Raw genomic sequence first — 19,246 nt, forward strand, 5'->3', positions numbered from 1 at the left:
AAAAAAGCCGACAAGCAAACATCAAATGGAAAAAGAGCCGGCAAGCGCCGGCTCTTTTTATTCACATCCGCCCCATCAAGGGTGCTGGACGATCAGGCTGTGCTGATCCAGCATGCTCTGCAGGATGTCGTGGGACGAGGTGCCGCCAAGCTGCCAGCTGCTCAAGTCCACCCCCTTCAGGGTGATCTGCTGGGTCACCTGGCCATCCCCCGCCGGCGACACAGAGAGGTTCACATCGCTCAGGCCGTTGCTCGCGCTGGTCACCGACGCCTGCAGATGGCCCAGCAGGCCGTCCACGCTACTGTCGGTCACCCCCTTGAGCAGGTCCGCCAGATCGATCCTGTCACCCGCCTGCGGGCTGAAATCGGTGATGGTGTCGATGGCGGGCTGGCCTGCGCTCCCCGCATCCCCCTGCTGCCAGACGAAGAGATCGCTGCCGGCGCCGCCGGTCAGGATGTCATCGCCCTTACCGCCCAGCAGGCGATCATCCCCCGCGCTGCCAAACAGCCAATCCCCCTGATCCGACCCCGTCAGCGTATGACCGGCCTGGGTATGGATGGTCACGGTATCGAGGGGGGAGCTGATGGTAGTGCCCCCCAGACTCGACTCTGCGCTCAGTCCCAGCACATGGTCTCCCGCCGTCAGGCCGTCCAGATAAAGCGGCAGCGAGTGGCCACCCGGAATGAGCCAGTCACCGTTGCTATCGGCATGGCCGACCTGCTGCCCCAGTTCATCCAGCACCTGGGCCCCCGCCAGACCACTGATGCGCAGCGACAGCTCGCCCGGTGCCGGATTGACCACGCTGGCGGTCAGATTGAGCGGCACCATAGCCCCCTGCAGGGCATGGAGCTCGTGGGGCCCCACCGTCAGGCTCGGCAGATCCGGTTCGGCCGTCACCGTGATGATCACTTGATCGGTGTCGCTCAAGGGCCCGCCCGCACCGCTGTTGCCCTGATCCGAGGTGGTGATGGTGAGGTTGTCCTCACCCCAGAAATCCCTGGCCGGTTCATAGTGCAGGTTGCCGGCCAGCAGCTGGTTGAGATCGGCAAGCGACCCCACCAGGGTCATCTCGTTGCTGCCCGCCCCCTGTACCGAGACCGCGCCCGCCGCTCCCAGCAGGGTCAGCACCCCGTGCTCGACCCGCAGTACCATGGCCATGGGCGCACTGCCGGCATCCACATCCTTCACGCTGATGCCGGATAGCGACAGAGAGCTATCCTCTTTCACCGTCATGCTGCCCGGCAGCTGATTGACCGGCGCATCGTTGACCGCCAGCACCTCGATGGGCACTACGTCGGTGTCGCTCAAGGGGCCGCCGCTGCCGGTGTTGCCGCGATCATCGGTCACCATGGTGAGCCGATCCTGGCCGTTGAAGTCCTGCTCACCCAGATAGGTCACGCCGCCCGCCAACAATGCATTGATGGCATCGAGCGGCCCGCTCAGCACCAGGGTTCCCGTACCGTTGCCGGTCAGGGTCACGCCGCTGCCATCCGCCAGGGTGAGGGTGCCGTGCTCCACCGAGAGGCGTACCTCTATGGTGCTGTTGCCCGCATCCACGTCTTTGACCTGCAGACCGTCAATGCGATAGGGCACATCCTCTTCGGCCACCAGCGGCGTCGTGGGCAAAATGTTCTCGGGCGCGTCGTTGACCGCCGCTATGGTGACATCGATGCTGCCATTCACCTCTGGTCCCAGCGCGCCGTTGTCCAGGCTCTGGGCGATCACCTCGAGGCTCAGGGTGCCATTGACGTCGTTGGTCACCAGCAGCAGGCTCGCCAGGTTGCCGCCCACCGTGGTCACCTGCCAGTCGCCGTTCGGCAGTCTGATGGCCTCACCGGCCACCCCGTCAGGCAGGGCGATGGCGGCCCCCTCCGGCACGTTGCGAATGGTCACCCGCACCTGCTCGGCGCCATTTTCATGCACATTGCTCGCACTGCCGCCGGTGGCCTGGGTATCGCGGGTCTCCAGCCCCAGATTGAGCAGGATCCTGTCGCCCTCCACCCCGCTGGCGGTGGGCACCAGATCGCTGATGAGCGCATCCCCCACCGGATTGACGGTCACGGTGAAGCTACCGCTGGTTTCGAGCGGCAAGGTCAACCCCTGGTCGAGGGTAAAGGCGCTCAGGGTGAGATCCACGGTGCCGCTGAAATCAGCCGGCGGGATCAGGATCAGCTTGGCAAAATCGGTGCCTACCGGTACCTGCCAGACACCGCCCCCATTGTTGACCGCCGGGGCCGAGAGGGTGAAACCGTCCGGCACTCCTTTTATCTGCAGCGCCACTATCTGCTCGGAGCCATCGGTGTCGATGAGGGCAGCCCCGAGGCCCGCCAGGCTGATGGCGCCATCCTCGTCGCCCGCCACATCGTGCAGCGTGAGCACGGCCGGATCGTTGACCGGTCGCACCTCAAAGCCGACCTGCCCGCTCCAGCTGCCGCGATCCGTACCCGTGGTGGCGGTGTCGAGAATATCCACCGTCACGTCGAGCGGCACCTGACCGCTGAAGTGCTCTTTGGGCACGAACACCAGATCCTTGAGATCCGCCGGGTCGTTCACCGTGAGGGTGGAGACCGGCTGGCCGTGCTTGTCGAGGAAGTGACCATATTGGGGATCCACGGTCACGACCACCCGTTCCACCGTTTCCAGACCGCCGTTGGCGACCGAGGGGCTGATATCGGCCAGTTTCACCGACAGATCGAGGTGGGTCTCGGTGTCTTCCAGGTTGTCCGGCTGGCCGTCGCCGTTCATATCCTTCACGTTCAGTTGCAGCTCGGGCAGGCCATCCGCCCCGCCATTGATGTCCACCTCCGGGGTGATGGAGAGGGTGATCTCTTTCTCTACCATCCTGGTGTCACCGCTGACAGTGTCGGTGTTGACCAGACGCACCTTGAAGCCCAGGCCGTCGCCGGCGTAATCCTCAGGCAAAGTCAGGGTGAGCCGGTCGAGATCACCGAGGCCACCCGGCAACTTGATCAGGTACTCGCCGTTGACGAAGTCGAAGGTGAGCCCCTGCACATTGACGCCGGCGGGCAGTCCGGTGATGACGATGCTGAGCTCGTCGTCACCGCTGTCTGCCGTGCCCAGGGTCACCATCTGCTTGAGCTGACTGCCGAAATTGACGCTCTGATCCTCCACCCCTGTGATGGGGGCACTGTTGTCGAAATCGACGTCGGCGGCCACCTGGCCCGAGTGGGTCGCGCCATTAAAGTCGGCGCTGGCGGTGAGCTCCCGATAGGCCGGTGCGCTCACATCCCCCTCGTTGTTGTCACCAAGGTCGATCACCCTGGCGCTGACCTTGAAGGTGACGGTGCCGGTGAAGCCATCCGGCGAGCGCAGGGCATAGCTGCCGAGGGCGTCGTGGGGGATGGTCCAGTTGCCCTGACCGTCGTTGATCCCGCCCACCACCACGAAGCCCGGCGGCAGGTCGCTGATCACCAGATAATCGATGGTCTCGACGCTGCTGGGGTCCAGATCCTCGAACACGAAGACGCCGTCCAGCGGGATGTCGTGCCCGTCCGGACTCTCCAGCTGACCGTGCTGCACCAGGTTGCCATCGGGCTCCACCACCGCCTGGATATCCAGATGCAGGGTGCCGTCGATCACCTTCTGGGCGGTGGCGCTGGAGTCCACATCCACCTGCGTCACCGTGACATGGCTCTGGAGTGTGGTGTTCTTGTCGCTGTCTTCGGGCCCTTTCACCAGCAACTGGCCACCGCCGAGCAGGCTCTGCAGCTCGCCGTCGCTCAACTCCACGGCGCCGCCGCTCACGGTCAGCTGGGTCTCGACCCCGCCCACGCGGATCCAGACTTCATACCCAGGCTCGATACCGGAGAGGCCGAGGTGCGTCACCTGCTCGGCGCCGTCGGTCAGGTCAGGCTGCCAGTCGAGGACGGTGAATTGATCCTCCAGGCCATGGCTGGTCTTGGCGTAGTCGGTGGCGTCGATGGCCGGCTCCACCTTGATGGTGAGCGGCACCTCGAAACTCTTGCTGTCGCCGTCGTTCTCGGTCACCACAACATGACCGATGAGGTGCAGATCGGCGGTGCTGTTGGCCGGCGGCTGGATCTGCAGGTTGCCAAGGCTCGACACATCCACCTGATAGAGGGGGTTGCCCTTGCCGTCTAGCCCGGCGAAGGTGAGGGTCAGCGCCTTGCCATTACCGTCGAACACCTTGGCCCCTGCCGGCAGCCCTTCCAGCACCAGGTTCAAGGTTTCCGAGTGATCCAGCGGGGTGTCGGTCCACTCCCCGGAGGTGAGCTTGAAGTCCAGCGGTGCCCGACCATCCTCCTGGATGGTGATGGTGTAGCCGTTGCCATCCTGGCTCCAGCCGGAGGTATTGAGGTCGAAATGGGGCTCGTCCACCACCCCCACCAGATCCACATGCAGGGTCTGGGCGCCGGTCTCCTTCTCGTTCACCACGGTATGGGGCTGGCCATTGGCATCGGTCAGGGTGGCCGTGTCCTTCACTACCCCCTTGATGGTGAGATCGAAGTCGACGTTGCTGTTTTTTGGCGGCAGCAGCTTGAGGTCATTGATGCGATCGAAGGGCACCTCGTAGTAACCGTTGGCATCCAGGGTGACCGCCACCCCGCCGAGCCACAGGGTCGCCCCGGCAGGCAGGCCGCCGATGCGCACGAACAGCTGCTCGGAGCCATCTGTGGTGTCCCCCAGGTGGGCCAGACCAATCTTGCTGCCCAGATCGATCAGGGTGTCCTCCTTGCCCTGAATGTCGCGCACGGTCAGCTTGGCATCATCCGCCAGCGGATTGACGTTGATCACCAGCTCGATGGCATCCCCAAACACCTTGTTCTGGCCGCTGGCGACCGGCGCCTTCTCGGTACTGACCGGGGTGATGGAGAGCTTGATGTCGCCGCTGAAATCCTTGGCAGGGACCACGCTCACCTTGTTGATGTTGCCGGCCGAGACGCTGTAGAGGCCGCTGGCGTTTGGCTTGAGCTCGGCCCCGTTGAGCATGAGGGTGCCCTGACCTGCCTCCCACCGGATCTGGTAGCTCAGGGTCTCTGAGCCATCCGTATCGGTGAGGCCCGCCTGCACATTGAGCCTGATGCCGCTGCTGTCCTCATGGGTGTCGTAGTGCTGGCTGGTATGGTCGGTATCCCACAGCGGCTTGTCGGCCACGCCGCGTACCGTGATGGCGAGATCGCCGGTGACCGGCGCAGGGGCATCCCCCTCGGCCACCCCCACCTGCAATTGCACCTGGAAGTGCAGCGGCTGGCCCTGATTGCTCCAGCTGGACCAGTCGGCCGCCGGCACAAAGGTCACCCCCTGGGTGCGGTAGTGCACGTTATCGCTGGTGACCATGGCCTCGGGCGGCACGATAAACCACTTGCCATCGGCCGTGGTGGTGAGCGCCACTCCGTTGTAATAGAAGCTGCCGTGGGTATTGGCGGGTGCCTGAACAAGGAGCTGCTCCACATGCTCGCCCCGGTCGAAATCGCCGATGTCGAGCTGCATCTGGATGGGGATACCGGCGCTCGGATCCTGCGCCCCCTGATCTTCGTTGCCCAGGGCCGCAGTGACGGTAAAGCTCACCGGCTCATCCTGCAGATGGAGAGTCAGGGTGCTGTCGGCACGGTCACCGTCGCCATCCACCAGATGGGCGGTGATGACCTGGCTCAGCTGTGCATTGTCGTGATCAAACCCGGCCGCCGGGGTGAAACAGTAGCTGCCATCGGCCGAAATGGTGAGAGAGCCCATCACCTGCTTGCCATCCGGGCTCATCACCTCCTGAGTGAGGGAGTCATTGACGGCATGGGTCTGGCCGTTGATGGTGATCGACTCGACCCGGGCACCATCGGCGCCTTCGTTGGCTGCCGGCAGCAGATCGCCGCTGACGGGGGAACTCCCCTCGTTCAGGGTATGCGCCAGCACGGTACCGATGGGCATGTCATCCTCTACCGTCACGGTCACGCTCACATTGGGGCTGCGATCGCCATCGTGATCGGTGACAAAGAGCGGCACCTCGATGGCAAGATCATCTTTACCCTGCACGCCGTGATCGAGCAGCCCCACCAGATAGACGCTGTAGCTGCCGGTGACGTCTAGGTGAACCCAGAAGACCGGTTTGCCACCCTCTGCCGTGGCCAGATACCAGCCCGGGCTGTGGGCCGCCAGGATCACCTCCTTGCCACCCGAGGTGAGGTGGTTTGCCTGATTGAAGGCCGCCACGTCAAGCTCGAGGGAGGCGACCCGATCCGAGCCAGCGCTGATGGTCACCTTGCCGCTGGCCACCTCGCCCTGATCCGCCGGCGTGGTGCCCGGATGCTGGCTGGCGGAGCCATCGAGGGCAGACTCCTTCACCTCGACCGCGTCGATGGCCGAGATGAGAGGAGCCGCGCCGTCCGTCACCCTGATGGTGGCAGACCCCTGGCTCTGGCTGCCATCGCTGTCGGTGACCTGCACCGGCAGTGTCAGCTCAAGCTGGTCATCAGCGCCGTGATCCAGGTTGGTATGCACCGTCACCTGATAGTCGAGGGTCGCAGTGGTGTGAGCGCCGATAGTCGCCGGCACCTGCACCAGGGTCACCGTCATCACCACCAGCCCGCCGGCCGTGACAGCCTGGAAACTATGGCCGTCGCTGCCCACCGCCTGCCAGGTCAAGGCTTCGCCATTATGGGTGATGGGGTTGCCATTGGCATCCACTGCCTGGCCCGCCAAGGTCAGACGCACATCGACCACTGGGTCGGAGTCGGCGGTGATGGTGATCTTGCCGGTGGCCTGCTGATCGTCCGCACTCTGGTTATTGGCGGCGCCATCGAAGCGCCCTTCACCGAGGGTCACGCCGGTAAGCGTCAGCGTCGGTTTCTCCCCCTCACCAATCCAGATGGTGAGGGTGCCACTGGTGCTGTCGTTGTTGCCGCCCGCCTTGTCGTAGTCGTTGACGATCACCTTGATGGGCAGCTCGGTCACGGCGTTGGCGCCCTGATGGAGCCCCTGATAGAGGGTCACCTGATAGTCAAAGCCGTTCTTGCCCGCCTGATCCAGCGTGCCGACCAGCCGCACCTCAAACACCTCGACCCGCTGGCCATCCACCATCACGAAGCCCTTGAGCAGCTGGCTGCCCGGGATCTTCGGATCCCCATCCACCAGCTGATACTGCACCGGCTGACCGAGCGCGGTGAGCGCCGGCTGCTGGCCGGCATCGGCAAAGGCCACTTCGACCACCCGATCCGACCCTGCCTGCACATCGAAATGGCCGGTCTGGCTCAGGCTGTTGCTGCCGGTGAGATCCCCTTCATTCAGGGTGACGCCGCTGCCTGCCACAAAGGTGGGGGCGCGGCCATCGTGAATGGTGAGCGGCAGCGTGGTGCCGATCTCGTCGCCATCCTGGTCGGCCAGCGTCACCGCCAGCGGCAACGAGAGGGCATCGCTCCCCAGATGATCCAGCTCACCCGCGAGGATGACCCTGGCGCTTACGCTCCAGTTGCCGCTTTGCTCGACCAGGCTCAACTCGGCGCGCAGGATCTCGCGTCCATCCGCCGTGATGCCCACCAGCTGGCCATCGGCCGCGAGGGAGAAGCTTACCGGACTACCCTGGCTGGTGAGCCCGGTCAGGGTGCGCTGGATGGTGGCAATGTCAAAACCGAGGGAGGCAGGATCGAGTGCATCGCTGCCATGGGTCACCACGAAACTCATGGTGCTGACCGCTGCCGCCTCCCCTTGCGCCATCTCGGTGATGGCGGTGCCGGTGGCGGCGGAGATGGTCGGATTAGCACCATCGCCTACCGCCACCGTGATGGTTGTGGCCACCTTGTCACCGTCGCTGTCGGTCAGGGTCAGCCCCGCCGTCAGCAGTGCATCCGCACAGCCCTGATCCAGCGGCTGATGGAGGGTAAAGCTGTACTTGCCGTCGTTCCCCAGAGCCAGGGTAAAGACCAGCTCGCCATCTGGGGTACGCCCCTCGATAAGGTGATCGGCCACCGTGACCGTGACGCTCTGCTGGCCCGAGCTGAGCCCCTGCAGGCCCGGCTGATTGACATCAAACACGATGCTCACCAGCGGGTCGCTGCCCGCCGTGATGGCAAGCTCGCCGCCAAGGGTCTGACCCAGCTGCCAGTCGCTGTCCTCGGTGAGGGTCAGGGAAACAGGGTCAACCTGCGGTAAGGCGCCGTCGGTGATGGTGATGTTGAGGGTGCCGAGGTTGCTCCGATCGCCGTCAAAGTCGCGGCCCACCACCTGCAGCCCCAGATTGACGCTGTCGGTGGCCACCGGCTGATCCAGCACGCCGTCGAGTTCAAGATGGTACTTGCCATCGAGATCCAGGGTGACGGTCAGAATGCCCTTGCCGTCTGCGTCCAGCAGGGTGATGAGGTTGCCGTTCACCTGATAGCTGGTCGGCTTGCCACCGCTGGTGAGGCCCGCCAGAGCCGGCTGGCTCGCCTCAAAGCTGAGGGAGACCAGGCGATCGCTGCCCACCGTGACCGGCAGCTGACCATCGATGCTCTGCTGGCCCCCCTCTTGCAGCGAGATCCCCTTGTCCAGACCGAGGGCAGGATCGCGGCCGTCGTCGATAGTCAGGGTCAGGTTGGCACTGGTGGTGTCACCATCAATCTCGCTGGCGCTCACCTGCAACCCCAGCGAGAGGCTGTCGCTGCTCTGATGATCGAGCGGACCTGTGAGGGTGACCACCACCCGGCCGCCCACATCGCTCCCCTGCTGGTCGGCCAGCAGTTGGGCGCGCAGTACTTCAACCCGCTGACCATTGCTACCCGGGTAGTAACCCAGCAGGGTACGATCATCGGCAAATTCGAAGGCAAGCGGATGACCATCGCTGGCAAGGCCTGCACTGTTGAGACTGGCCAGGGTGTCGCTCTGGTTGCTGAACACCAGCGAGTCGGCCAGCAGGGGATCGGCGGTGTGGCCGACCACGAAGCGGCTCTCCCCGACCACGGCGGCGCCGTTGGTAAAGTCATCCTCGGTGAGGGTAATGGCCGGGATCTCGAAGCTCGGCGGGTTGCTGTCCAGCAGAGTGATCACCAGCGGCGCTTTGACCAGATCACCGTCGCCATCGCGGTATTCGAGGTTGAACGGCAGACGCAGGGCATCACCCTGAGTGTGATCCAGACTCTGGTGCCAGACGATGCGATAGCTGCCATCATTGCCAAGGGTCAGGCTAAAGACAGTGACGCCAGCGGCGCTGGCGGTCAGGGTCTGGCCACCCCAGACATAATCCAGTGCCACACCCTGACTGGTGAGTCCCAACCCCTCGAAAGCACTCTGGTCGGCGGCGAAGGTGACCTGCAGGTTGCCATCGATGCCGGCGCCGGTGTTGAGGCTGCCGGTCGCGCTGATCGGGCCATCGGCCAGTCCGGCTTCGGAGAGCGTGAGCGTGAGCGTGAGCGTCTCACTCTGACCGATCAGCGGCGCCCCGTCCAAGGCCGAGTTGCCTGCCAGATCGGTGACGCTGGCGCGCACCTCAAAAGATTGCGTGATGCCAGAGAGATCAAGACCTGATACCTGCCAGCGGCCATCGGCCCCCACCAGTGCGGAGGTTGTGAGCAGCGCCTGCCCGTTGCTGCCAACCAAGGTGATGGTCACGCTCTGGCCTGCTTCCACATTGGTGGTGGTGCCGCTCAGGGTGGCATTGCCGTTGCCAAAGAGGGTGGCGGCGTCGAGATCATCGATATCGATGGCGGCCTGGGTATCGACCTCGATGGTGAGGGTATCGCTGGCCCGGTTGCCGGCGATATCCACCGAATCGACCCGAAAATCATGCGCCCCGTCAGCCAGCGCATCGGGCAGCTGATATTGCCAGTTGCCGTTGCCATCGACGGTGAGAGTGGCGAGCACCTTGCCGCCAAGGGACAGGGTGACGGTGGCGCCGGGCTCCCCCTTGCCCTGCAGCAGCGGGGTATTGTCGCGGGTCAGATCATCGCTCTGGCTGACGCCAGTGTCGCTCTCATCGGCCAGATCCAGGGTGATGGTGGTGATGGTGTCGAGCAGGGTCTGGCCCAGATCGCTGGCGCGGTTGCCGGCGGCATCCTGGGTATCGGCCTGAATGATGAGGGGGCCGTCCACCAGCTTGCCGGTAAGATCGCCAAAATTGGCCTCCCAGACCAAGCCGGGCAATACCACAGTAGTGACGGTGAGTCGGTTGCCATCCTGATCCAGCAGGGTAACGGTAACCGGCTGGCCAACCTCCACATCCTCCACAGTGCCGCGGATGATGACGCCAGTCGCCTCGTCGGCATTGATGATGTTGTCGTCGGTCTGCGGCTCGGTGATGGTGATGGCGGCAAACAGATCACGCTCCCCCTCCAGCAACGGCTCGTCGGTCCGGGGCAAGTCGGCGTGATCCGTATCGAAACCGGCCTCGGCCAGGGTGGCATCATTGGTGCGATCGACCACCACGAAGCCCCCCGAACTGGAGCCGGCCACGCCGCCGATGGTGCCGCCCGCCGCCGGGTTGCCGGCGGCGCTCGCCTCGAACTGGGCAGTGGGGTCGGTACCTGCGCGGATCGCTGCCTGCAGGGCGGCCAGCTCGCCGTCAGCCTCTGCTGCGGGATCGGCGGGCTGCGCGGTGGGCGCCGCCGCCTCACCAGCCGCAGTCCCCTCCTCCTGATGGGAGAGCTCGATGGCGTCGGTCAGCTGGTAGCTGCCTTCACCACTGAGGATCCGGTCGCCCGGTTGCAACAAGACGCCGGCCCTGGCGCGCACCACGGTGCCATCGTCATGAATGACGAAGACGGTTCCCTCCAATTGGGTCATGACGGTGGGTTTTTCGATACGCAGCTCTGCCATACAACCTCCAGCAAATAGTGAGCGGGCCCCGGATGCCAATTCGAGTCAAATTTTGAGCGCTTATTTTATAAGCATGTTACTTGCGGATCTCCCCATAATTTCGATAGAAAATGCGATCACGTAGCGGATACATCCGCTTTTTTGCACGTAAAACGTTTCAATACCGAAACAAGATCCCAATTGAAGACCGCCAGGCAGGATCTGCCTCTCTCCTGCCGGATCCAGTATGGCAAAGGCTGACGCATCTTCCCCCACTCCCCCTGATTGAATCGGACTGCCAACGGGAACCTTGATGCCCTCTTCCGCGCCGCTCATACAGCATATTTATTCACATGGATTTTATTATCCCCAAATAGATAGAAAACCGGCCGCATTGCGGACGTCTCCTTGCCTGACGCGGGCTGGCGGGCAACTGAGCCCACTGTCGCCAGACAGCAGCGTTAACAATGGTGCAATAAGTTGAGTTTCCTCATAATTTAACCGGGATCTCATTTCCGCTTGTTGCCTGCTCCGACAATTGATCTAGCGCAATCCCGCCCCCGATAAATCATCATTCGTTTTACCCATTTGGTAATATCCAGCTCGAGCAATCGCATAAATACATGGGTTTTATTCACCAATAACAATTAATCGGCCTGCCTGCTCCTGCCTTGCGCGGGGGCTGATGCCCAGCTCCAGGATGGAACGGTCAGGCTTGGCAATGAGATCGATTTGGGAGTGATGATCGTGAGTTCACACAACAGACAGACCAGGCTGGGCCTCGCCGCCCTGCTGCTTACCACCGTCCTTGGCACCAGCGGCTGGGCACAGGCGGCCGATGAGGCGCAAATCAAGGGCAAGATAGAGGCGCGCAGCGAGCTGTTCGCCAAGGATCACGCCGATCAGTTCAGCAGCTGGAAGGCCACCGGCGAGAGCCGCGAGCGCACCGATGCCCTGGCCGAGGACCCCAACATGGTGGTGCTCTGGGCCGGCTACGCCTTTGCCAAGGATTACAACAAGCCGCGCGGTCATTTCTATGCCCTGACCGACGTGCGGGAGACCCTGCGCACCGGCGCCCCCAAGAGCGCCGAAGACGGTCCGCTGCCCATGGCCTGCTGGAGCTGCAAAGGCCCGGACGTGGCCCGCGTCATCGATGAAAAGGGTGAGGATGGCTACTTCAAGGGGATGTGGGCAAAAGGCGGACCCGAGATCGTCAACACCATCGGCTGCGCCGACTGCCACGACACCGCCTCGAAAGAGTTCAAGGAGGGCAAACCCGCCCTGCACCTCTCCCGTCCCTATGCCGACCGGGCCATGACCGCCATTGGCAAGCCGTTCAAGGAGCAAGGGCGCTTCGATCAGCAGTCCCAGGTGTGCGGCCAGTGCCACGTGGAGTACTACTTCAGCGGCCCCACCAAGGCGGTGAAATTCCCCTGGGACAAGGGCACCACGGTGGAGCAGATGGAGCAGTACTACGACGAAATAGGCTTCGCCGACTGGACCCACGCTCTCTCCAAGACCCCCATGCTCAAAGCCCAGCACCCCGAGTACGAGACTTGGCGCGCCGGCATTCACGGCCAGAACAACGTCGCCTGCGTCGACTGCCACATGCCCAAGGTGCAGAACGAACAGGGCAAGGTCTACACGGATCACAAGGTGGGCAACCCCTTCGATCGCTTCGACCAGACCTGCCGCAACTGCCACACCCAGAGCAAGGAGATGCTGCAAGGGGTGGTCAAGCAGCGCAAGGATGCCATTCACGATCTCAAGATCAGAGTCGAAAAGCAGCTGGTGCACGCCCACTTTGAAGCCAAGGCCGCCTGGGATGCCGGCGCCACCGAGGCCGAGATGAAGGACATTCTGCAGGACATCCGTCACGCCCAATGGCGCTGGGACTTCTCCATCGCCTCCCACGGGGTGCAGATGCACGCCCCGGAAGTCGCGCTGCGCATGCTGGGGACCTCCCTGGACAAGGCCGCCGATGCCCGCACCAAGCTGGCACGCCTGCTGGCCGCCAAGGGGCTCAGCCAGGAGATCGCCATTCCTGACATCTCCAGCAAGGAGAAGGCCCAGGCCGCTCTTGGCATGGACATGAAGCAGATGAACAGCGACAAGGCCCAGTTCCTCAAGACCACAGTCCCCGCCTGGGATGCCGAGGCCAAAGCGGCCGGACGGCTCGCACAATGACGAGGCAGGCGGGCCCGCAGTGTCGGGCCCGCCGCCGGATGGAGGCTTCCTATGGGTGATTTAACGATGGATTTCTTACGACTGATGCTGATGGCAGCCATGCTGCTGACCAGCCTGCAGGGCCAGGCCGCCGATGCGGCAACCGCCCCGGCACCGACTACACATGAAGTGGAATTTCTGCGCAGTGCCGACAAGGCCTGCACCGACTGCCACAAGGAGCAGGCATACGGTATGCACGGCAAGCATGGCCAGGCGACCAACCCCAACAACCTGGCGCCGGTCACCTGCACCAACTGCCATGGTCAGCCCTCCCCCAAACACCGGGAAGGGGTCAAGGACGTGATGCGCTTTAGCGACAGCTTCCACAACAAACAGAGTACCGAGCGCTACCCCATCGCCGAGCAGAACGGGGTTTGCATGAGCTGTCACGAGCCCAAAGTGCTGCGCGAAGCGCTCTGGGCCCACGACGTGCACGCCACCAAGCTCACCTGCACCAGCTGCCACCAGCTGCACCCGGCCAAGGAGCCCATGGTGGCGATTCCGGAAAAGTCCCGCATCAAGCTCTGCGTCGACTGCCACAGCAAGCAGCATGAGGCCGTCAAGGCGGCCAAGGCGAACACCACCTCGGGCAAGGAGGCACAATGAGCTGCTCTCGCCGTCACTTCATGGCGGGGATGAGCGCGGGGGCCCTCATCATGATGACGGGGGCTGCTCGTGCCACCACCCTCGCCCACAGCCAGACCATCGACGGGGTACGCTACGGCATGCTCCACGACGAGACGGCCTGCATCGGCTGCACCGCCTGCATGGACGCCTGCCGGGAGGTAAACCAGGTGCCACAGGGGGTCTCGCGCCTCGAGATCATCCGCTCCGGCCCTATCGGTGAATTTCCCGATGCCGAGTACCACTTCTTTCGCAAGTCCTGCCAGCACTGCGACAACGCCCCCTGCGTGCACGTCTGCCCGACCGGTGCCTCCCATATCCGCAAGGAGGATGGCATCGTCGACGTCAACCCGGATCTCTGCGTTGGCTGCATGTACTGTCTGGCCGCCTGCCCCTATCAGGTGCGCTTTATCAACCCTGTGACCAAGGTTGCCGACAAGTGCGACTTTTGCCGCAAGACCAACCTGGCGGCGGGCAAGGAGCCGGCCTGCGTGGAGTCCTGCCCCACCAAGGCGCTGGTGTTCGGCAATCTGGATGACCCGGACAGCCCCATCGCCAAACGGCTGGTGAAGGAGACCACCTATCGCTACAAGCAGGCACTCGGCACTTCGCCCAAGATGTACCGCGTGCCCAAAGGGGAGATAAAGTCATGACCATGCAAGCGGCGTTTCACTTCCCCTCGTTGGTGTGGGGATTTGCCCCATCGCCATCTACCACGGCAATAGCCAATGGAGGGAATGACCATGTGGCATGACGCATTTCACTTCCCTTCCCTCGTGTGGGACTGGCCGATCGCGATCTATCTCTTTCTGCTCGGCATCTCCGCCGGGGCCACCACCCTCTCGGTGCTGCTGCGCCGCAAGGGGGCCGGCAGCGAGAGCGGCATCATCAAGGCGACCGCCATTCTGGCGCCGGTGAGCGTGGTGCTGGGGTTACTGATCCTCATCTTCCATCTGGCCCGCCCCTGGACCTTCTGGAAGCTGATGTTCCACTACCAGTTCGACTCCGTGATGTCGATGGGGGTCATGCTGTTCCAGGTCTACATGGCTGTGCTGTTCGCCTGGCTGGCGGTGGTGTTTCGGACCGAGATCGAGACCTTGCGCAGGCACCTGCTGCAAGAGAAGTTCGCCTTTGTGGATGGCCTCATTGGCTGGCTCGCCCGCATCGAGCGGCTGCTGGCGCCGCTCTTGCTGCTGCTTGCCGTGCTCTTGGGGGCCTACACCGGCTTTCTGCTGTCGGCGCTCAAGACCTATCCGCTGTTGAACAACCCGGTACTGCCGGTGCTGTTCCTCATCTCCGGCGTCAGCTCCGGCATCGCCTCCACCATCTTGCTGGCGGTCACCCTGTTCAAGGAGAACCATCACAGCCAGGGGGTGAGCTTCGTCCACCGCTTCGAGCGGCCGGTGCTGGCGGTGGAGGTGTTGCTGCTGGTCTGCTTCTTTACCGGCCTCTACTTCGGTGGCGGCCAGAAGGAGGCAGCCATGTGGGCCGCCATCGGCAGCGGCTTCTGGGCTCAGGTGTTCTGGCTCGGGGTGGTGGGCATCGGCATGCTGCTGCCCCAGTTGCTGGCCCTGCTGGCCCCCGCACCGCTGCGGGCCAAAAACGGCTATCTGGTGCTGGTCTGCAGCCTGACCCTGGTGGGGATCCTGCTGCTGCGCTACTTCGTGCTATACGCCGGCCAGATGACGGTAATTTAAAGGCATGATCACCAGCGCCAGCCGCCCTCCGGTGACTGGCGCTGATTTGTTGCTGGCCCAATGAATTTCTGGTGATGCCACACCCGTTGCTTGGCAATGTTTTTCCCCAAAGGAAGACGACGCGGCGTGTGTGGCATGACATGAATGACATCAAAGATTGAAACGGAGGTTGTGTGCTGGCAGAGCTCGGCTATCTCTCACTGTTGCTGGCGACCGGACTCGCCCTGCTGCAAGGGCTGCTGCCCTGGCTGGGATTGCGGCTCGCCTCACGCCCGCTGCTCGGCTGCGCAACACCGCTGGCCCTCCTGGTCGCGCTCCTGCTCGGGGCCGCCCTGCTGCTGCTCGCCAGCTGTTTTGGCCAGGATGACTTCACCCTGGTCTATGTGGCCCAGCACGCCAACAGCGCCCTGCCCCTTGGCTTCAAGCTGGCGGCCGTGTGGGGCGGCCACGAGGGCTCCATGCTGTTCTTTGTCTTTGCCCTGGGGCTGTGGGGCGCGCTGGTAGCCCTTTGCTCCAAGCGGGTCGATCCGCTGATCCGCACCCGGGTATTGGCCATCATGGGGCTGATCGTCGGGCTGTTCGGCCTCTATACCCTGATCTTCTCCAGCCCGTTTGACCGCCAGTTCCCGGGGCCGCTGGAGGGGCGCGATCTCAACCCCATGCTGCAGGATATCGGCCTCATCATCCACCCGCCCCTGCTCTATCTCGGCTATGTCGGCTTTGCGGTCAACTTCGCCTTCGCCATGGCGGCGCTGCACTCGGGCCGGCTCGATGGCGCCGTGGCCCACTGGAGCCGCCCCTGGACGCTCGGCTCCTGGGTCTTTCTCACCGCCGGTATCGTGCTGGGTTCCTGGTGGGCCTACTACGAACTCGGCTGGGGTGGCTGGTGGTTCTGGGATCCGGTGGAAAATGCCTCCCTCTTGCCCTGGCTGCTCGGCACCGCCCTGCTGCACGCCCTGGTGGTGTGCGAGAAGCGCGGCGCATACGGTCACGCCGTGCTGCTGCTCTCCATCTTTACCTTTTCGCTGAGCCTGCTCGGCACCTTCGTGGTGCGCTCCGGGGTGCTCACCTCGGTGCACGCCTTTGCGGTGGACCCCAGCCGCGGCCTCACCCTCTTGTTGCTGCTCGGCTTGCTATTGACCTGCGCCCTCACCCTGTTTGCCCTGCGGGCGGACATTCGCGCCCCCTATGCCCACTTTGGCTTGCGGTCAAAAGAGGGGCTGCTCGGCGCCGCCATCATGCTGCTTTGCGTGGCCTGCGCCAGCGTGCTGCTCGGCACCTTCTACCCCATGGTGTTCCAGTCGCTCCATCTGGGCTCGCTCTCGGTGGGCGCCCCCTACTTCAATACCATCTTCGTACCGCTGGCCCTCTGCCTGATGGCGCTGATGACCCAGCTGCCGCGCCTGCGCTGGCAGCATCTGGCAGCCCAGCGCCGCATCAAGGTGCTGCTCCCATGCCTGTTCGGCCTGCTGGGGGGCGCCTTGCTGAGCCTCGCCTATCCAGAGCCGCTGCGGGCAAGCTGGCTGGGGCTCGCGGCCAACGTGCTGAGCCTCTGGCTGATGGCCAGCCTGCTGCTCCCGCTCTTGCAACCGACGTCGCTGCGCGAGCTCACCCTCAATCGGTTCGGCAGCCTGCTGGCCCACCTCGGGGTGGCGGTGTGCGCCCTCGGCATTGCACAGGTGAGTCACCACAGCCAGGAGGGGGGCGCCGTACTCGCCGCAGGCCAGCCCTATCGGCTCGGCGCCTTCGAGTTTCGCTATGAGGGGAGCGAGCCGATCATCGGCCCCAACTACACCGCCGAGCGCATCACTCTCAGCGTGCATAAGAACGGTAAAGAGGTGGCCAGGCTCACCCCGGAGCGGCGCCACTACAGCGTGCGCACCATGAACATGAACGAGCCCGGCATCGCGTGGGGGCTGTTTGGCGACCTCTACGTGGTGCTTGGCGAGAAGATGGGGCCCGGCGCCTATGCCATGCGGCTGCACCATAAGCCGCTGGTGCGCTGGATCTGGCTCGGCGGCCTGTTGATGATGGCGGGCGGCGCCCTGCGTCTGCTCGCCCGCCGACCGCTGCTGGCTAGCCATCCTGCGCCAGCGACCGCCCCTTACCCTCGGCTTGAACAGGAGTCCTTATGAACGCCCGTCTGCGCCTGTTCGTGCCGCTCGTGCTCACCCTGGTGCTCGGTGCTCTGCTCTGGCTCGGCCTTGGCAACAATCCCTACAGCCAGGATGAGGCCGTCGCCGGGCGTACCCTGCCCGCCTGGCAGAGTGACGATCTGTTTGGTGGCGCCCCCATCCACACTGCTGCGCTCAAGGGGGAGCCCTTCGTGCTCAACGTCTGGGCCAGCTGGTGCCCCAACTGCCGCACCGAGCATCCGCTGCTGGGTGAGCTGGCCAGCGCCGTGCCCCTCTACGGCCTCAACTACCGGGACAAGGGGAACGCCGCCCGCGCCTGGCTCACCGAGGCGGGCAACCCCTATCGCGCCGTGCTGGCCGACCCCGACGGCCGACTCGCGCTGGAGCTCGGCGTCTACGGCACGCCGGAGACCTATCTCTTTGCCGGCGACGGCACCCTGCTGACCCGCCACACGGGTGAGCTCACCCGGGAAGTCTGGCAACGCCAGTTTGCCCCCCTGCTGGCAAAGGCCCGCAGCAACACCGCCAGCCAGCCCGAAGTGGAGAGAGAAGTGGAGATACAAGTGGAGAGAGAAGTGCAGGAGAGCAAGCAATGAGCCGTCTCGGCCATACCCTTATCGCGCCACTCTTGCTGGCCTTGAGCCTCGGGGCCCTTGCCAGCGGGGTCGACACCTATCAGTTTCGCCACCCCGAGCGGCAGACCCGCGCTCAGGAGCTGGCCCGCGCCCTGCGCTGCCCCCAGTGTCAGAACCAGAACCTGGTAGAGTCCAACTCTCCCATCGCCCGGGATCTGCGGCTCGAGGTCTATCGCTGGGTGGACGAGGGACAGTCTGATGAGCAGGTGATCGCTCGCATGACGGAGCGCTTCGGCGATTTCGTGCGCTACGATCCCCCCTTCAAAGCCAGCACGGCGCTGCTGTGGGGCGGCCCCGCCCTCTTGCTGTTGCTGGCGCTCCATCGCCTGCGCAGGAGCCTGTATCGCCGGCAACCGGCGCGGGTGCCGCTTGTCGGCGACAAAGCCGAGGGGGCGCTCGCCCACGACCCCAGGGCCGAGCTGAACCGGCTGATCATGGCCGAGCAGCAGGCGGGGCTTGCCCCCCACAGCCGCCTCTACCGGGAGCTGGAGCTGGCTCGCCTCGCCAACGCCACCCCCACCGCCGAGCTGGCCCTGAGCAAGCGGCTGGCAAGAGATAGCACCGCTCGTCCGCAGCGTAGGCTGCGGTCATGGATACTGCTTGGGGCCCTGTTGCTGGCGCTGATGGCCGGCATTTATGCCGGCACCGGCCGCTATCAGGCGTGGCAGGCTTATCAGTCGCGCCCCGATCCGCTGGCGGGATTGAGCCCGCGGGATCTGCAGGACAAGGAGCTGGGCGCCCTGCACCAGCGCCTGCAAGCCAACCCTACCGATCTCGACGGCTGGGCGGCGCTCGGCCAGTTGTATCTCTATCGGGACGAGTACGCCAACGCCCTGCTCGCCTACCAGCGCCTCGCCCTGCTGGAGGGCGGCGCCAGCGCCGCGACTCAGGCCGCCCAGGCCACCGTGCTCTACTACCAGGCGGGCCAGCAGCTGACCCCGGAGGCGCAGCGCCTGCTGGGTAGTGCGCTCAAACAGGACAAGGGTGAGGTGAGTGCCCTGATGCTGCTCGCCTCCGATCACTTCCTGCACGGTCGCTACTCCCGGGCCATCGCCCTCTGGCAGCAGTTGCTGGACGAGGAGCGCCCCCGCATCAACCGGGCCGCGCTGATCGAGGCGATCCAGACCGCCCGTATGATGGGAGGCTGACCGCACGCGTGACAGGGGCTGAATGCCCCTGTCACGTTGGGCCC

General features: G+C 64.3%; 8 protein-coding genes. 7 read left to right on the top strand and 1 reads right to left on the bottom strand.

Annotated elements, in window-relative coordinates; genetic code table 11:
• Positions 1–75: 75 nt before the first annotated feature.
• On the bottom strand, positions 76–10,758 hold the full coding sequence (locus BN1143_RS01425; protein ID WP_042049378.1) for a retention module-containing protein: 10,683 nt from the start codon (positions 10,756–10,758) through the stop codon (positions 76–78).
• 720 nt (positions 10,759–11,478) lie between these two features.
• Here BN1143_RS01425 and nrfA point away from each other — a divergent pair.
• The 7 genes from nrfA (at position 11,479) to nrfF (ending at position 19,202) form a co-directional block, all read left to right on the top strand.
• Positions 11,479–12,924, top strand: a complete 1,446-nt coding sequence (nrfA, locus tag BN1143_RS01430) for an ammonia-forming nitrite reductase cytochrome c552 subunit (protein ID WP_042049379.1) — start codon at positions 11,479–11,481, stop codon at positions 12,922–12,924.
• A gap of 51 nt (positions 12,925–12,975) precedes the next feature.
• On the top strand, positions 12,976–13,569 hold the full coding sequence (nrfB, locus tag BN1143_RS01435) for a cytochrome c nitrite reductase pentaheme subunit (protein ID WP_042049381.1): 594 nt from the start codon (positions 12,976–12,978) through the stop codon (positions 13,567–13,569).
• Complete coding sequence (gene nrfC / locus BN1143_RS01440) at positions 13,566–14,240, top strand: cytochrome c nitrite reductase Fe-S protein (RefSeq protein WP_042049382.1); 675 nt, start codon at positions 13,566–13,568, stop codon at positions 14,238–14,240. Before nrfB ends, nrfC begins: the two co-directional genes overlap by 4 nt.
• A gap of 90 nt (positions 14,241–14,330) precedes the next feature.
• Positions 14,331–15,284 carry a cytochrome c nitrite reductase subunit NrfD gene (gene nrfD / locus BN1143_RS01445; RefSeq protein ID WP_042049409.1) on the top strand — a complete coding sequence of 318 codons (954 nt, stop codon included), beginning with the start codon at positions 14,331–14,333 and terminating at the stop codon, positions 15,282–15,284.
• Between the two features lie 173 nt (positions 15,285–15,457).
• Positions 15,458–17,419: a heme lyase NrfEFG subunit NrfE gene (nrfE, locus tag BN1143_RS01450; protein ID WP_042049383.1), complete on the top strand. Its 1,962-nt coding sequence runs from the start codon at positions 15,458–15,460 to the stop codon at positions 17,417–17,419.
• Positions 17,416–18,015: a DsbE family thiol:disulfide interchange protein gene (locus BN1143_RS01455; RefSeq protein ID WP_042049384.1), complete on the top strand. Its 600-nt coding sequence runs from the start codon at positions 17,416–17,418 to the stop codon at positions 18,013–18,015. The genes nrfE and BN1143_RS01455 overlap by 4 nt, the downstream gene beginning before the upstream one ends.
• A complete protein-coding gene (gene nrfF, locus BN1143_RS01460; protein ID WP_042049385.1) occupies positions 18,012–19,202 on the top strand; it encodes a heme lyase NrfEFG subunit NrfF in 1,191 nt (396 codons plus the stop codon). The genes BN1143_RS01455 and nrfF overlap by 4 nt, the downstream gene beginning before the upstream one ends.
• The last annotated feature ends 44 nt before the right edge of the window (positions 19,203–19,246 follow it).

The sequence above is a fragment of the Aeromonas dhakensis genome (assembly GCF_000820305.1).
Taxonomy (GTDB): domain Bacteria; phylum Pseudomonadota; class Gammaproteobacteria; order Enterobacterales; family Aeromonadaceae; genus Aeromonas; species Aeromonas dhakensis.

Bases quoted from the DNA above. Each gene is read 5' to 3' on its own strand.
- BN1143_RS01425 (WP_042049378.1), bottom strand. From the start codon at position 10,758: ATGGCAGAGCTGCGTATCGAAAAACCCACCGTCATGACCCAATTGGAG.
- nrfA (WP_042049379.1), top strand. From the start codon at position 11,479: ATGATCGTGAGTTCACACAACAGACAGACCAGGCTGGGCCTCGCCGCC.
- nrfB (WP_042049381.1), top strand. From the start codon at position 12,976: ATGGGTGATTTAACGATGGATTTCTTACGACTGATGCTGATGGCAGCC.
- nrfC (WP_042049382.1), top strand. From the start codon at position 13,566: ATGAGCTGCTCTCGCCGTCACTTCATGGCGGGGATGAGCGCGGGGGCC.
- nrfD (WP_042049409.1), top strand. From the start codon at position 14,331: ATGTGGCATGACGCATTTCACTTCCCTTCCCTCGTGTGGGACTGGCCG.
- BN1143_RS01455 (WP_042049384.1), top strand. From the start codon at position 17,416: ATGAACGCCCGTCTGCGCCTGTTCGTGCCGCTCGTGCTCACCCTGGTG.
- nrfF (WP_042049385.1), top strand. From the start codon at position 18,012: ATGAGCCGTCTCGGCCATACCCTTATCGCGCCACTCTTGCTGGCCTTG.